This window comes from Falsiroseomonas tokyonensis, assembly GCF_019024325.1.
Taxonomy (GTDB): domain Bacteria; phylum Pseudomonadota; class Alphaproteobacteria; order Acetobacterales; family Acetobacteraceae; genus Falsiroseomonas; species Falsiroseomonas tokyonensis.
Window position 1 is genome coordinate 21192 of sequence record NZ_JAFNJS010000017.1, and the last position, 13368, is coordinate 34559.

At 70.4% G+C, this 13368-nt stretch carries 14 protein-coding genes; 1 reads left to right on the plus strand and 13 read right to left on the minus strand.

Annotation, left to right across the window (positions count from 1 at the left end; genetic code table 11):
• Positions 1 to 168: 168 nt before the first annotated feature.
• Positions 169 to 654: a GNAT family N-acetyltransferase gene (locus J3S20_RS28455; RefSeq protein WP_216840313.1), complete on the plus strand. Its 486-nt coding sequence runs from the start codon at positions 169 to 171 to the stop codon at positions 652 to 654.
• Positions 655 to 794: 140 nt separating this feature from the next.
• Here J3S20_RS28455 and J3S20_RS28460 read toward each other — a convergent pair whose 3' ends face one another.
• The 13 genes from J3S20_RS28460 to J3S20_RS28520 form a co-directional block, all read right to left on the minus strand.
• Complete coding sequence (locus tag J3S20_RS28460) at positions 795 to 2549, minus strand: type IV secretory system conjugative DNA transfer family protein (protein ID WP_216840314.1); 1755 nt, start codon at positions 2547 to 2549, stop codon at positions 795 to 797.
• On the minus strand, positions 2546 to 3457 hold the full coding sequence (locus tag J3S20_RS28465; RefSeq protein ID WP_216840315.1) for an ATPase, T2SS/T4P/T4SS family: 912 nt from the start codon (positions 3455 to 3457) through the stop codon (positions 2546 to 2548). The genes J3S20_RS28460 and J3S20_RS28465 overlap by 4 nt, the downstream gene beginning before the upstream one ends.
• The gene (locus tag J3S20_RS28470; protein WP_216840316.1) at positions 3457 to 4518 is read right to left on the minus strand and encodes a TrbI/VirB10 family protein; all 1062 of its coding nucleotides are present in this window, start codon (positions 4516 to 4518) and stop codon (positions 3457 to 3459) included. Before J3S20_RS28470 ends, J3S20_RS28465 begins: the two co-directional genes overlap by 1 nt.
• Complete coding sequence (locus J3S20_RS28475) at positions 4515 to 5486, minus strand: TrbG/VirB9 family P-type conjugative transfer protein (protein ID WP_216840317.1); 972 nt, start codon at positions 5484 to 5486, stop codon at positions 4515 to 4517. The genes J3S20_RS28470 and J3S20_RS28475 overlap by 4 nt, the downstream gene beginning before the upstream one ends.
• Positions 5483 to 6244 carry a type IV secretion system protein gene (locus J3S20_RS28480; RefSeq protein ID WP_216840318.1) on the minus strand — a complete coding sequence of 254 codons (762 nt, stop codon included), beginning with the start codon at positions 6242 to 6244 and terminating at the stop codon, positions 5483 to 5485. The genes J3S20_RS28475 and J3S20_RS28480 overlap by 4 nt, the downstream gene beginning before the upstream one ends.
• A 176-nt stretch (positions 6245 to 6420) precedes the next feature.
• The gene (locus tag J3S20_RS28485) at positions 6421 to 7449 is read right to left on the minus strand and encodes a type IV secretion system protein (RefSeq protein WP_216840319.1); all 1029 of its coding nucleotides are present in this window, start codon (positions 7447 to 7449) and stop codon (positions 6421 to 6423) included.
• The gene (locus J3S20_RS28490; protein WP_216840320.1) at positions 7446 to 8003 is read right to left on the minus strand and encodes an EexN family lipoprotein; all 558 of its coding nucleotides are present in this window, start codon (positions 8001 to 8003) and stop codon (positions 7446 to 7448) included. Before J3S20_RS28490 ends, J3S20_RS28485 begins: the two co-directional genes overlap by 4 nt.
• Positions 8000 to 8749, minus strand: coding sequence for a type IV secretion system protein (locus J3S20_RS28495; protein WP_216840321.1), 750 nt, complete (start codon positions 8747 to 8749; stop codon positions 8000 to 8002). Before J3S20_RS28495 ends, J3S20_RS28490 begins: the two co-directional genes overlap by 4 nt.
• Entirely contained in the window at positions 8746 to 11265 is a 2520-nt protein-coding gene (locus tag J3S20_RS28500) for a VirB4 family type IV secretion/conjugal transfer ATPase (protein ID WP_216840322.1), read from the minus strand. Before J3S20_RS28500 ends, J3S20_RS28495 begins: the two co-directional genes overlap by 4 nt.
• A complete protein-coding gene (locus J3S20_RS28505; protein ID WP_216840323.1) occupies positions 11258 to 11575 on the minus strand; it encodes a VirB3 family type IV secretion system protein in 318 nt (105 codons plus the stop codon). The genes J3S20_RS28500 and J3S20_RS28505 overlap by 8 nt, the downstream gene beginning before the upstream one ends.
• A gap of 2 nt (positions 11576 to 11577) precedes the next feature.
• Positions 11578 to 11793: a hypothetical protein gene (locus tag J3S20_RS28510; RefSeq protein WP_203077158.1), complete on the minus strand. Its 216-nt coding sequence runs from the start codon at positions 11791 to 11793 to the stop codon at positions 11578 to 11580.
• A 10-nt stretch (positions 11794 to 11803) separates the two neighbouring features.
• Complete coding sequence (locus J3S20_RS28515; RefSeq protein WP_216840324.1) at positions 11804 to 12382, minus strand: transglycosylase SLT domain-containing protein; 579 nt, start codon at positions 12380 to 12382, stop codon at positions 11804 to 11806.
• A 27-nt stretch (positions 12383 to 12409) separates the two neighbouring features.
• Positions 12410 to 12796, minus strand: coding sequence for a hypothetical protein (locus J3S20_RS28520; RefSeq protein ID WP_216840325.1), 387 nt, complete (start codon positions 12794 to 12796; stop codon positions 12410 to 12412).
• Positions 12797 to 13368: the final 572 nt, after the last annotated feature.

Here is a 13368-nt window from a genome sequence, read left to right on the forward strand (position 1 = left end):
CCTGTGCCGATACGGTTGTCAGTGTCGTCTTGCTTTGGAGACGTTTTTGTCCGAGTTCGCTCACACCGCCTGATCCAGGCGCGCTCTCGAAGGGGAGCGCACGATTTGCCCGAACCAGCGCTGGGTGGCGCTTGGTGAATCGCGCCTGACAGTAAGTGAGACCTGACGTTGAAGACCTCCCAGATTTTGCCGCTCACGGCCGAGCAACTGCCGGCTGTAAAGTCAATCATCGACGGCTTGGGCCTGTTTCCGTCCGAGCTTCTGGACGAGATGACAGCGCTCTTCCTGTCCGGGACAGTACAAGACGATCTCTGGTTCATCGTCATCGAAGACGGCGCGGCATGCGCCGTCGCCTATTGTGCCCCCGAGCGCATGACCAACGGAACCTGGAACCTGCTCCTGATTGCAGTCCAGGAAGAGCATCAAGGCCGAGGCCTCGGCAGGCAGTTGACACAGCAGTTGGAGCGAACGCTCCCTGGGCGGGGCGCACGCATCCTTTTGGTGGAGACATCGAGCCTCCCCAGCTTCGAGCGGACTCGAGCCGTCTACCGCCGCCTTGGTTACGTCGAGGAGGCGCGTATTCGCGAGTTTTATGCTGCGGGAGAAGACAAGGTTGTCTTCTGGAAGCGCCTGGAGTCCGTCGCGGGTTCGTAGTTGATACAGGGGCGAGGTCAAGGCCTCGTCCCACTGCGGACCAGCATCGCTTGTCGGCCCGCCTCGCAACACCTGATGGCCTGAGAGAGAAGCTCCCCTCCTGTTCTCTTGCGATAGCGGCGACTTTAATCAGCATGCCATCATTCACTGTCTTCAGGCGGTGATGCTGCGTCGCGCTCCACCCGCACCGCCAGGATTGGCACGGCCGGGGGCTCGCCGGCCCGGTCCCGGAAGTGCGGGTCGCGGTACCAGACGAGGCGGTCGAGCATCAGCAGCGCCAAGCGCCGGCGCAGCACGAGCAGCTTGTCGGGCGCCAGCCGCTGCACCTCCTGCGCCAGCATCAGCGCGCGCCGGCGCACGGTCTCGCTCTCGCTCTGTCGCGACGGGCTGAGCCATCCGAAGAAGCGCGGCCGGCTCTGCGTCGTCTCCACGACGGTGTCGCTGCCGCCGCGCTGGCTCACCTCCTCCGCCTGGCGCTGATCGAGGCCGCCGAGCGCAATCTCGGCGCCTGCGTTGGCGTAGATGTTCCGCGAGCCGTCCTCGCCGAAGGCAAGCCGCGTCTGGTCCTTCGACTGCACGACGATCGCCATGCGCAGGCCGGAGGAGCGGATGAAGGCCGTGGCGTCGGCCAGCACCTTGTGCTCGCCGAGCGCCCAGAACTCGTCGAGGAGCGCTAGCACGCGGTGTCGGTGCTCCCGCTTCTCACCGAACTCCTCCCGCGCCATGGCGTCGATCAGCTGCTGGAAGAAGATCGCGTAGATCGGCCGCATCCGGCGCAGATCCGACGGCTGGGCGCAGAGGTAGACGGACATACGGCGCGACCGCAGCTCGCGCACGTCGAAGTCGCTGGCTGCCGTCGCCGCGGCGATGCGCGGCACCTCCCAGAGCGACAGCGCCGTGAGGATCGTCTGCCGCACCCCGCGCGCCTCCTCGCTGCCCTTCTCCAGCCCGTCCGCCCAGCCGAGGGCCGTCTCGACGGCCGCGCGAGGGTAGGGGTGTCCCTCCCGCCTGGCGTCCGCCACCAGGGTACGAAGGTGGGCGACGCAGTCGCCCCGCCGGGCGAGGCCGGCCACGGTGGCGACAGTCAGCGGCGCGCCCGGCGTCTCGGACTGGATCACGGCGAGGGCGGTTGCGACGCGGCGGCCGGCATTGTCCCAGTACGGGTTGTTGGCCCGCGTCTCCGGCACGAGGGCGAACATCGCCTTCTGGAGGTCGTCGGTGGCGTCCGGCGTGCCGCGCCGGACCAGGCCGAGCGGGTTCCACCGGTGCGTGCGACCCTCCGGGTCGCCGAAGTCGAGCACGAAGACCTCGTCGCCCTTGCGCGCCCGCTCGGCCGCCGTCCAGCGCACCAGGTCGCGTTTGACCGAGAAAGCGACGAGGGCGCCGCCCCAGTTCATCGCGTTCGGCACGACGAAGGAGACGCCCTTGCCCTCCTCGGTCGGCGCGTAGACGGCGACGTGTTGCTGGCCGGGGAGGCAGGCGTAGCGCGAGAAAAGGCCGCGGCCCCACTTGCCAAGCAGGATGCCGTCCGGGACCGGCCGAGGCGCGAAGACGATGCCGCTCCCCTCCGCCTCGCGCCGGGTGGCGAAGTGGGATTCGCCGTGCAGGGGCCGGTCGCCGCGGCGCCGCACGGCGACAGCCGCGGTGCCCGTCAGCAGCAGAGGGGCAAGGCCCAGGAAGCCCGACAGGCAGACCGTGACCGCCGCCCACCAGTTGGCGCCGGCCTGCGGCGCGTAGAGCGTCCAGGCCGTCGCCTTCGTCCAGAGACCGGCAGCGGCGAAATAGGGGTGCGCCCCAAGCCCGGTGATCGAGAGATAGGTGGCCGAGGCGACTGGCACCGCGGCGAGCGCCGCAGCGCCAAGGGCGCCGGCGAGCAACGACCCGCGCAGCGTCATGACCGCAACTCCATCACCGCCGTCAGTCGGTAGGGATCCCGCGCGCAGTGCGCGACCAGGTCGACGTGCTGGCGGAGCAGGCCGTGCACCGTCGCCGCCTCCAGCGATCGGCCCTCCGGGCTCTGCCGCACCATCAGCGCCGCCGCCTCGATCGCCGCGGCCGGGTCTCCGCCGTGGATCGTGGTGACGGAGGGGTGGCCGACGACGCGGGCGCGGAGGAAGGCCCAGGCCTCTGCGCCGCGCAGCTCCTGGAACGGCAGCCAGTCCGGCCGCAGCCGCATCGCATCCTGGAGGCAGTCGGTCGCGGTGCGCCGCTCGCCGTCGAAGTAGAGCGGCGACCAGTTCTCGTGCGGCAGGTCCATCCACTCCGGCGTGTCCTCGATCGTTACGAGGCGCCGGTCGGCGGGCACGGCGCGGATGAGCGCCTCGGCGAAGGTGGTCTTCGAGGAGCCGATGGCGCCGGCGACGAGGATCGTCCGGCCCGCCTCGACGGCCCGTCGCCACCACGCGGCGCCGCGACCTGGCACGGCGGCGAAGTAGCCGCCCTCCTCGAGCCATTCGAGGGTGGGGGTGAAGTCCTTCGCGCGCCGCCGGATGGCGAGCGTGATCGTGCTGGGCGGCGCGGCCGGCGGCCGGGCCCCCATGATGCGCTCGCCGCCCGGAAGCACAGAGGAGGCCGAGGGCCGGTCAGGACCGACGCGCTTCGAGGTGCGCGAGGCGGCGAGGGTGAGGATGGCGTCCAGCCGCGCGAAGGTCAGCTCCGGCGCGTCGTGCCAGGTCCAGCCATCGTCCCCCTCCACTCCGAACCGGCCGGGGCGGTTCACCACGATCTCCCGTGTGCCGGGCCGCGCCAGCACCGCCGCGAAGGGCGCCAGCAGCCCCAGCAGCGTGGCCTCGCCGGCCAGCATCAGCGTAGCCTCAGGCGATAGGCGTCGGAGAAGTCGACGGGCTGCGTGACGAGGACGGCGATCTCCTCGCCCTGGTTCTTCGTCACGGTATTCGGGATGTTGATGCTGTCGCGCAGCACCGAGGCAACGGCGCCCTGTACGCCGCCGGTCTGGAGGTTGAGGTAGGTGCTGTTGTCATCACGCGCGAGCGCGGCCTGAACGGCTCCCTGCGCCGCGCTGATCGCGCTGCCGGACAGCATGAGGAACACCGCCCCGCCGAAGCGCTCCCAGAAATGCCGGTCCACGGTGCCGTCCATGCCGACGCGGCCGAGCGCGTCACCAACCGGCGCGCCGAGCGGGACGGGCACCCCCTGGGGCGTCCAACCGGTCGCCGCGAGGGAGAGGATCCGGCTCTGGCCGACGGCGACGTGGCTCTCGTAGCTGCCCTGGATGCGGGTGCCGGCCTCCATCAGCCGGACGCCGGCGGGAGAGAGCCAGTCCTGCGTGACGTGGCAGAAGAACGGGCCGGGCCGCTCACTGCTGACCGCGGTGTCGAGCGTGCAGCGATAGACGCCAGGCATGAGCATCAGGGTCGTGTCGAGAGGGGCGCCCGCGCGAGCGCCGGCGATCGATGTGCCACGAAAGGCCACGGAGGTGCCGCGGCGCGCCGGATCGCCCTCCGGCTCGCCCGTGGCGGTGCCCCGGCCGCCGCTTTCCGCGCCAGAGCGATCGTCGGCCGGGGGAGGGGCGGTGACGGCGTAGGACATCATGCGCGGCGCCCTCGGCCCTGTGGCCGCCTGTGCGGGTCCCGCCGTGAGCTGGGGTGGCTGGGGCGGAGGAGGGAGTGCGAAAGCGGCCGGCTCGGCCGGCGGCGTCGCCGGCGGCAGTTGGGGAGGGTCGAATGTAACGCGCCGCCCTATCCCGTTCATCGGCTGCGGCGGCTCCGGCGGCTCGTTCCCTGGATGCCGCCAGAAGACGAGGGCGATCAACGCCGCGGCGCCCAGGATCGATGCGGCGTAGGTCTGCTTCTGGGTGAGCAGCCGCCGGCCTGTGGTGTCAGGGGCACCGCGGTCCTCGGTCATCGCTGCCCCGTCCCCGCCAGCTCTCGAACCACGCTGGGGTCGGTCGTGCCGGTTCCCGGGTCGCGGCCGACCGGGTCGTAGGCGCGGTTGTAGACCGCGAGGACGGCGTTGCCGGGTAGCCGCAGGCGCAGTTCGCGGTGCACGCCGGGCACAATCCACCAAATGCCGCGCAGCCCGGGCTCGTTTGCCGGTCTAGCCACTGCCTGGACCGACTGCTCGGCGCCGGAGGCGTCGACCGTGAAGACGCTCGGCACCTGGCGGTTGCCGAGGTAGCGGAAGGCCGTGCGCGTCCCGTCGTCGCAGGTCTCGTCTGGCACCAGGTCAGCCGAGCCGCGGCCCTCGAAGGTCCAGTTGCGGCAGGCGAAGTCCACCGCCAGGCGGGCCCGCGCGACCTCAGCCTCGCGCCGGGCGCGGATGGCGGCGGCCCGTTCGGCCGCCTCGCGGCGGGCCCGCGCGGCCTCTGCCTCGCGCCGGGCGCGCTCATCGTCGGGATAGGTGAAGGCGAGCCCGTAGGTGGCGCCGGGATCGTCGGCGCATTCCGATCGGCCGTCCGCGCCGCAGGTGCGTGGCAGCGGGCGGACCTCGGCCGCGAACTGATAGACGCGGTCCGCGGCGCCGTGGCGCGCCGTGACGACCTGCAGCGTCGTCCGCCCGGGCGCCACGGCCCAGAGCGGCAGGACGTTGTTCAACGGCGACTGCGCGAGGGCCTGCGCGTTCGGCGGCTCCCAGACGGTCTCGACCCCGAGCACGACCCGCTTCACCTGCTCGTCCGAGCCGAAGGTGATCACCGTGGCGCGGCCGACGGTCCCCACCAGGAGTGTGCGGCCAGCCGGGTTGTAGGCAAGCGTCCGCATGTGCGGCTCGGCCGGGTCCACGGGCTGAGGCTCGTCGAGCGCGGCGACAGGTGAGGGGAGGGCGAGGGTGGCGGCCAACATCACCGCCGCGGCAAGAGAGGCGCGCCGCGTCATCGCCCGGTGTCCGGCTCGATGCTGTAGGTCACGACCTGCATCCCGGCCGTGTTCCAGTCGCGATCCTCAGCGAGCTGGGGCAGCTCGGGGCGCCACTGGAAATTCACCATCGCCGTCATCGGCGTGCGCGTCGTCACGCCCGGGCCGCCGGCGCCGCTCCGCGTCTCGACGCGGGTGAACTGCACCCGCCAGGTCTGGGTGCGGCCCTCGGAGGGATACTTGAAGTACCGAAAGCCCTCCGTCGTCCGCACCCCGCTGCGGCCGAGGGTGGCCAGCGGACTCTCGGGATTGGAGCGCGCCACGCTGGCGCGGAAGCGTTCCTGCATCGGCTCGGTGAGCAGGATTGCGCAGCGGTGCAGGTCGCGTTGCAGCGTCGTGGGGTTCGGCGTCGGCGCGTAGCCGTCGCAGGCCTCGACGAAGCGCCGGAGGTACTGCCGCGCGGTGTGGTCGGTGAAGGCGCGCGGCGCGTCACGAGCGGCGAGCGTCGGACTGACCTCCCCGGTGTCGCGGTCGAGGAGGGCAAAGTCGAGACGCGCCGGCTCGGCGCGCAGGATGACCGTCGCCGCCACGCCCACGCCAGCGAGGCCGAGGAGCGTGCCGAAGGCGCCGACGATCCAGCCGGCGCGGCGGAAGGCGAGGCCGGTGCGGCGCACCTCGTCGGCGCGCGCGGCTGCGTCGGCGAGGAATTGCTGGGCGGCCTCGGGGCTCAGGGGTTCGGCCGGCCACACGCCGGGCTTGAGGCGCAGGGGGGCGTTCATCGTAGTACGGCCCTTCCTGTCGGCGGGACCGTGTCAGGCCAGCGGTCAGGGTTCAGCCTGAAGACCGGCCCTGAGGGCTCGGCGAGGCGCCGTGCTTCGTCGGAGCAGGCAGCGGTGCCGAGCGTGGCGAGGGTCATGGCCAGGAGCAAGATACGGCGCGGCACGGCGGCGGGCTCCTATCGATTGGACATGGACGGCCCGGCCGGGCCGAGGGGGGGACGGGGTAGGGTGAGCGGGATCGGTCCAGGGAACGCGGATCCCGAAACTGGCTGCGGTGGCGATGGTAGGCCGCCCGGGGGAGGGAGGCCGCTGCCTCCACCCGAGCCGCCGCGCCCATAGGATCGGAGGTAGGGAAGGGCGAAGCCGGAGAAGCCGCCAGTGATCGCGGAGGCGATGCCCGGGAGCTGGTAGGTGATCCAGCCGCAGGCGACAAATAGCACCATGCCGGCCAGGAGCATTTGCACGCCACGGATCTCGTTTGCCATGCCGCCGGCGTTCGCCAGCGTAGCGACCTGCGAGAGGAGCTGCGTCTCGGCGCTCAGTAGCAGCGCCAGCAGGGCCGTCGAGAGAATCTGGAGGACGATGTTGGCGAAGACGGTGTTGAGCCAGCCGATCGCCATGTGGCGGAACAGCGGGAACACGAAGAGCCCCGCAAAGATCGGGCCGACGCCGACGAGCAAGGCGAGAATGATGAAGGCCTTCATCCAGACGAGGAAGGCGATGGCGATCGCGAAGACCGCGATGATCCAATAAAACACGACGATAATGCAGAGCCCGAGGCCGGCGATCGACCAGGGCAGGCTGCGGTAGACGGCGAGGCCCGATACCCAGGCCTTGCCCCAAATCTCATCAAACAGGGGGCCCGTTACCGGACGGTTGCCGAGCGAGCCGGCGAGTGCACGGCCGACCTCTGGGCCAAGGCCGTCAAGCAGCACGTCGCGCGCCCAAGGACCGTAGCCGCCAACCGTCGTAACGAGTGCCACGGCGGCGGCTCCCATCACGACCAGCCGCTCGACCTCACTCAATGGCTCGCCGTTTTGCACAAGCGCCTGCCACATCAGGCGACCGGTCACGTAAACGACGAGGGCTACCTTCAGCCAGCTGGCGACCCAGCTCGTCATGGCAGCGATCATCGCGTCCACGCCGGCGGTGAGTGGAAGCGCGACTAGGTCGTAGAGCCGACTAAAGATGTCCCAACCGTTCACGACCGCGGTCTCCTCGCCTCGGCCTCTGCGGCGCGCGCGGCGTCGCAGTAAAAGCGGGCCTGCTGCTGTGGCGTTAGTCGGCCGCAATGGGCGAGCTGCTGCGCGCGTTCCATGGGCCGGGCTACCCAGTAGCGTGGACTGGTTGGAGAGGTGAGGTCGCCCCTGTTGCGGCGCGCCTCGGCCTCCGCCTGGCGTGCGCGCTCCGAGTCTGGCGTCGCCGCCGGAGCCTCCGGTCGCATCCCTGCGCGTGCTCGCGCCTCGCGTTCGGCGACCACGATCCGCGCCTGGTCTGCATTTATGCAGTCCGATGTGCCGCGCAGCCGCCCCGGATCGTCGCGGCAGGCACGCGTGACCGCATCCAGCGCCCAGGGGTTGGCGGCGTACCAGGAGACGGTCCGGCGCTCCTGCGGTGGCAGCGGCTGAGCCACCCCAAGGGCGGCGCTCAGCGCCAGGAAGGCGAGCGTCCAGAGCAGCAGCCCCAGCCCCCCGAGCAGATCCGGGTCGAGTAGCCGCGGTGCCCGGCACCACGGCGCGACGTATCGACGGGGGGTCACCGCCACCACCCCCGACCCCGAGCCTCCTCAAGGATCTCGTCGATGCTCTGCTGGAGCCGCTCCTCGCGCTGCTGCTCGCGCACCTGCGTCTGCGCAATGAGGTAGGTCTGGATGTTCTGCGCCTGCACCTGCTGGTTCTGGATGTAGGCCTGCTCGACGCCAAGGCGGGCAATCAGCGCCTCGCGCTCCGAGGGATCGGGCGCGCCATTGATGCGGGCCTGGAGTTCGGCGAGGCCGGTCACTCGCTCTCCTGCCGACTGGTAAAGCTGAAGCGCAAGCGCCTGCGCGCCTGCGAGGCCGCCGCCGTTGGCGACGATCTGGCGCGTGGTCCAGGTGTCGTCGCGCGGCGCGTAGACAGTGTTGCCGGTCAAGGTGCCGTTGTAGAGGCCGGAGAGCGAGTTCAGCATGCCGCCCGCGCCGCCGGTCCCGTTCAGCAGACTCTGGGCGGCGTAGGGATTGATCGGCAGCGGGTTCCGGATACCCATCATGTGCAGCGCGGAGACGGCGCTGCCGAGGTCGGTGACGCGCGTGAGAGCCTGGTAGGTCATCACGAGCTGGTCGTACTGCTGCTTCATCTGCTGTAGCTGGCGGACCATGTCGCCCGCCTGCTGGGCCCAGGCGAGATTATCCGTCAGCTCCTGCCGGCAGGTCGGGCAAATGACGGTCCACTGCGCGCTGGCCGGCGACGGCACGGCGGCAAGGATGGCAAGCGCGGCGGCTGCCGCCAGGGTGGGGACGCGCGTCATGCCGGTACCTCCTTCTCCGCGGCGGCGCGGCGCCGCCGGAACTCGTACTCAAGGCTGCGGGGGTCGGCCCGCACCTCCTCGGGGAGCGCCTCGTAAGCGCGCAGCGCCGCCTCACTGGCCGAGAGCGCAGCGAGCTGCGGCAGGCCGCGCAGTCGCAGCTCGGCGATCAAGCTCTCGCGCCCCTTGCAAACCAGGAACTGGCCGGAGCCCTTCGCAAGCGCCCGCAGCGCGGCGAACTCGCCTTGCGTCCGCTTCAGGCGGCCGACGTAATCCTCCTCGGAGGCGCGTGGATTCGGCAGGTGGATCTGGTTCGGGCACTGCTCCAGCAGCTCGGCCGCAATCGGGCTGTTCGCGGCGTCCGAGGGCGACTGCGTGATGAACACGACGACGCCGTTCTTCGAGCGGATGGTGCGCAGCTGCGCCGCGATCGGCCGGTAAAAGGCCGGGTCCTCCAACACCCGCCAGCCCTCGTCCACGGGCAGCAGCAGGCGGCGTTGACCGTCGAGGTGCAGGCCGATGCGGTGGAAGAGGTAAAGTAGCGTCGGTGCCGCCGCGCGGCCGTTCTTCAGAATATCGGTGGCGTCGAGGCCAACCGTGCCGCCCGAAAGGTCGAGCGCGTCGCGTGGCGCATCGAGGACCCAGCCGAGCTCGTTCCCCCAGCACCACTTGAGGAGCCGTGCCCCGGCGCCGTCCACGTCCACGTCAGGCGCCAGGAAGGCCGCCACCTCGGCGAGCTGGCGATGCTCCGGCGGGTTCTCCATGACAGTGCGGATGCCGAGGGCGAGGAGACGCTCCTCCTCTGGCGCCAGGTCGCGCCAGCCGCCCTGGACGATGCAGCCGCGCAGCAGGTCGAGCAGGAAGTCGAGGTTCGCCGGGGTGGGCTCCAGCCCTTTGAGCGGCGCGAACATCGGGTTGCCGCCGCCCATCACGGCATAGGGCGCGCCGAGGTGTCCGAACAGCACGCGCCAGCCCTGCTTGTGGTCGAGGCCGACGACGTCGGCCCGCCCCGCCGTGCATGCGATCAGCGCACCGACAAGTGTTGTCTTGCCCGAGCCCGTCTCGCCGGTGATGAGCGTATTGCCGACGGCATCGTCGCCTTCCCCGTCGTGCCAGTGGAAGGGGTAGGCCGTGCCGGCCGTCGTGCGCAGTGTGATAATCGCCGGTCCCCAGCGCGAGACTGGCACGCCGCGCGCCGGTCCGTGCAGGGGCGCCATTGCGGCAAGGTTGCGGGTGGAGAGGGCGCCGGGACGCGCTCGAAGCCGATGGTTGCCCGCGAGCTGCGACAGCCAAGCCGCCATCAGCGCCTTGTTCTCGCGTGCGACGGCCGCACCGCAATTGGCGAGCGTCTTCCAGGCGGCGTTTACCACGTCGTCGAGGGGATTTCGGCCGGGGCCGCCGGTCGCTTCGTCGAGTGCCGCCTCAACCCGGGCCGCAGCCACCGATCCCAGCCCGGCGCCTTTCAGCGCCGCGGCGAAGCGCCGGTACCAGGGCAGCGCGCCGCCGGCGCGGTCGGAGAAGACGGCGAGCGAGACGCTGTGCGTTCCCATCGCCATTCTGCCGGAGGCGACGTGGTCGGCGGCCTCGTCGAGCTCGGCAATCTGGCTACGCGCTTTGTCGCCGGCCCAGACCATCTTGTTCTGCTGGCGCGTCAGCAGCCCGATGCCGCCAGAGGTCGCGTGACGCTCGAAATGGTGGAGGAGGGTTCCGCAGAACGGCGCGCGCTCAACCGCAGCGAGCATCCCCGGATAGGTGGAGGAGGGATAGCCCTTGAAGGTGAGGACGGCGACAAATCGGGTGTAGCCCGGGCCGCGCAGTTCCACGGATTCGTAGTGGAACGCCACCTCCTCGGCGAACATCGCCTCGGCAAGCCGGCCCGTGGTGAGCGGGACGGGGCGCCACACGCCCGTGGCGGCAAAAGCGAGCGCCTCGCCGATCTCGCTAAAGATCCCCTTGCCACGCTCCGCCAGGCCGAGTTGGCGTGGGCCGTAGTCGGCTAATTCCGACGCTAGCCAGTCGCAGATCCGCTCGAGCTGGCGGGCGCGGTCGATGGCGCGTTCACCGCCGGCGTCGACACCGCGCTTGCGAGCCTTGCGTCGCGCCCACCACTCGGCGCTGCCACCGGCCGCGGGGCGCAGGTGCAGGCCGATGAAGAGCCTGTTCTCGTAGAGCAGGCCGTCCAACAGCCTCTCGCAGTAACCGGACTGGAAGGCGCGCGCGAAGGGAGTGAGGCGTGGGTCCGGCTCCGGCACGTCCGCCGGGTCCGCGAGGCTCCGGCAAAGATAGATCGACATCACCAACCGGTCGCCAGCAGGGATGCCTATGTGAGTGCCGTTGAGGCGATCCAACCGCTCCAGAAGATCAGGATCGCCTCCCGTGTCAGCCAGGGGCAGGCCGTCGAGCGCCTGCATGGCGTAGACGCCGTCATCGGCGAGGCGCAGCACGCGGTTGGTGAGGTGCCCCTCGATTGGGACGTGCTCGCCGAGCGTCGGCGCGCGGGGCGCGAAGCGGCTAAACACTGGATACCAGGTCCTTCGCGCGCCGCGGCGTGCGGTCCGGCAGCGCGCGTAGCACGCCACCTATCGTCTGGCCGCGCGTGACGTACCACATGCGCAGCTCGTGGAAGAAGTGCGGGTTGCGGTTCGTCAACGCGACCATGGGCAGGTGCCAGACGAGGAAGGTGGCCCACCAGAGCGGGCTGCCTAGCAGCATGCCGAGCAGCCAAGTGCCGAAGAGATTGAGGTAGTAGCCCTCCATCGGCACGCCCCACCGCATCGCCGGGCGCGTGGCGGCGAGGAACAGCGTGTCACGTCCGGCGGCGGGGGACATGCTCAGCTGCCGATGAAGGTGTTGACGAAGTAGGCGCCGGTGAAGGCGGCGGCGCCGAAGAACATCGCCACGAAGCCGGCCGAGGGCGGCGCCATGCGCGCGGCCGCGGCGAGGAAGGCAATGACGACGCAGGCAATGATGAAGGCGATCCCGAAGGGACCGACGAGGAATGTCGCGAGCGAAGTCAGTGCGCGCGTCAGGACGTCTCCGCCACCCATGGGCGATCTCCTACCGGCCGGTCACGAGGTCCCGCCCCGGGCGGCCGCGACCCAGGTCGGGAAGGAGCGAAAGAAAGGGCGACGCCGGCGCGGCGCCGGGGGCCCGGTCACCATGACCGGTGGCAAGCGCTGCGGCGTGCTGGCCCACGCGGCGGGCGACTGCGGCCGCATAACCCTGAGCGCCGTCAAGGCGGCCGCTGTTGTAGAGCCGGAAGGCCGCGTCCCGGAGGTTCCCAGCCAAATGTGCGGCGCCTGCGCGCATGTTCTTGCAGGGATCGAGTGCGGTCTCGACGGTGAGGCCGTGGCGGCGCCAGTTGGCCCGGTGCGTGATCTGGAACCAGCCAAGCCCGAGCGTGTGCCCGGCGGCGTCGCGCGCGGCGGCGACTGCAACGGCTTCCGGGCGGGTTGCTGGGAAGAGGCTCTCCCCCGTCGCCTCATCACGAATGGCGAAGGGCTGGAAGGCGGACTCCCGTTCCGCAACTGCGGCAAGCTCGGGGAGCAGTCGCCGGTGTTCGTCGGCCAGGCAACTCGGGTCGCGCGCGATGCAAGCGAACAGTGCCAGACCGACAAGTGCCTCGCAGCCGGTCATCGCGCACCGCCAGTCCGGTGCCGATCACTACCCGAGCGGCGGCTCCGGGACGTCCATGCCGGGCGGCAGTGGATCCTCATGCGCCTTGACGTGCTTGGTGATGGCGCTGCGCGGAAGGACCGAGCGTAGCCGCGCGAGGCGCGGGCAATCCTCTTCGTAGAGGGAGACAGGGAGGGCGTAGGCCATGTCGTTGCGCAGGAAGCGCAGCAGGCGGTCGAGGTCGCGCCAGCCGCGCACGCCAGGTCCGCGGAAGAGTTCCATGGCGATGTAGCCGCGGCGCCAGGAGGGCAGCAGGTAGGGCACGTGGTCGACGCCACCATTCTGGTCGCGCCGTGCAACGACGAGCACGGCCTCGATGCGGCCGCCGCGCGCGAGACCCTCGCGCAAATCCGATTCGCCGAGTGTGTCGCCCACGCCGAATCCGCCTCGCCTTTGCCTGACGCAGACAGGCTAATGGCTTTGGCGAATTGAGGGAGGGTAAGCCTGCTGCCGATGCCGGATGTGGCAGAGGTGTGTACTGCTGGAAGTTGCACTTCAGTCACGCTCCAAATGCACGAAGCGTCGCAATGCTAGCGAAGGCAGAGGATCGTATTCAAGTTGGAGAACAGGGATTCTGCTGAGCAGATCCGCAATAAACCGGTCACTCCGACGTGAAGAACGAAACCGGAATAGTAAGAACGGTTCAAAAGCCGGGACGCGAGTCACAGCGCGCGCCATTCGCCTAGATCGTCAGAGTGCTGGCAGTTTGAGCCGGGAGTGCCTCGTCGTCGGCGACGACAAGTCCACGTGACTGCAAGGCTCACCTTGCTCACTCGATGCGGCAGGCCGTCTCCTTTGGAAGGCTGGGGCCGGCGCCACCTCGGGGAGTCGGCGTAGGAGCGACTGGCGCAGGACGCTGGCCGCAGACGCGGCCCACCGCGGAGAACCATGGGGCGCCGCCCCAAGGTTCCCCTCGGCATGCGGCCTACAGCGCGGCAGGGCCGCTC

Excerpts from the sequence above, each read along its gene's own strand:
- J3S20_RS28460 (WP_216840314.1), bottom strand. The coding sequence starts at position 2,549 with ATGACGCTGCGCGGGTCGTTGCTCGCCGGCGCCCTTGGCGCTGCGGCG.
- J3S20_RS28465 (WP_216840315.1), bottom strand. The coding sequence starts at position 3,457 with ATGCTGGCCGGCGAGGCCACGCTGCTGGGGCTGCTGGCGCCCTTCGCG.
- J3S20_RS28470 (WP_216840316.1), bottom strand. The coding sequence starts at position 4,518 with ATGACCGAGGACCGCGGTGCCCCTGACACCACAGGCCGGCGGCTGCTC.
- J3S20_RS28475 (WP_216840317.1), bottom strand. The coding sequence starts at position 5,486 with ATGACGCGGCGCGCCTCTCTTGCCGCGGCGGTGATGTTGGCCGCCACC.
- J3S20_RS28480 (WP_216840318.1), bottom strand. The coding sequence starts at position 6,244 with ATGAACGCCCCCCTGCGCCTCAAGCCCGGCGTGTGGCCGGCCGAACCC.
- J3S20_RS28495 (WP_216840321.1), bottom strand. The coding sequence starts at position 8,749 with ATGACGCGCGTCCCCACCCTGGCGGCAGCCGCCGCGCTTGCCATCCTT.
- J3S20_RS28505 (WP_216840323.1), bottom strand. The coding sequence starts at position 11,575 with ATGTCCCCCGCCGCCGGACGTGACACGCTGTTCCTCGCCGCCACGCGC.
- J3S20_RS28510 (WP_203077158.1), bottom strand. The coding sequence starts at position 11,793 with ATGGGTGGCGGAGACGTCCTGACGCGCGCACTGACTTCGCTCGCGACA.
- J3S20_RS28515 (WP_216840324.1), bottom strand. The coding sequence starts at position 12,382 with ATGACCGGCTGCGAGGCACTTGTCGGTCTGGCACTGTTCGCTTGCATC.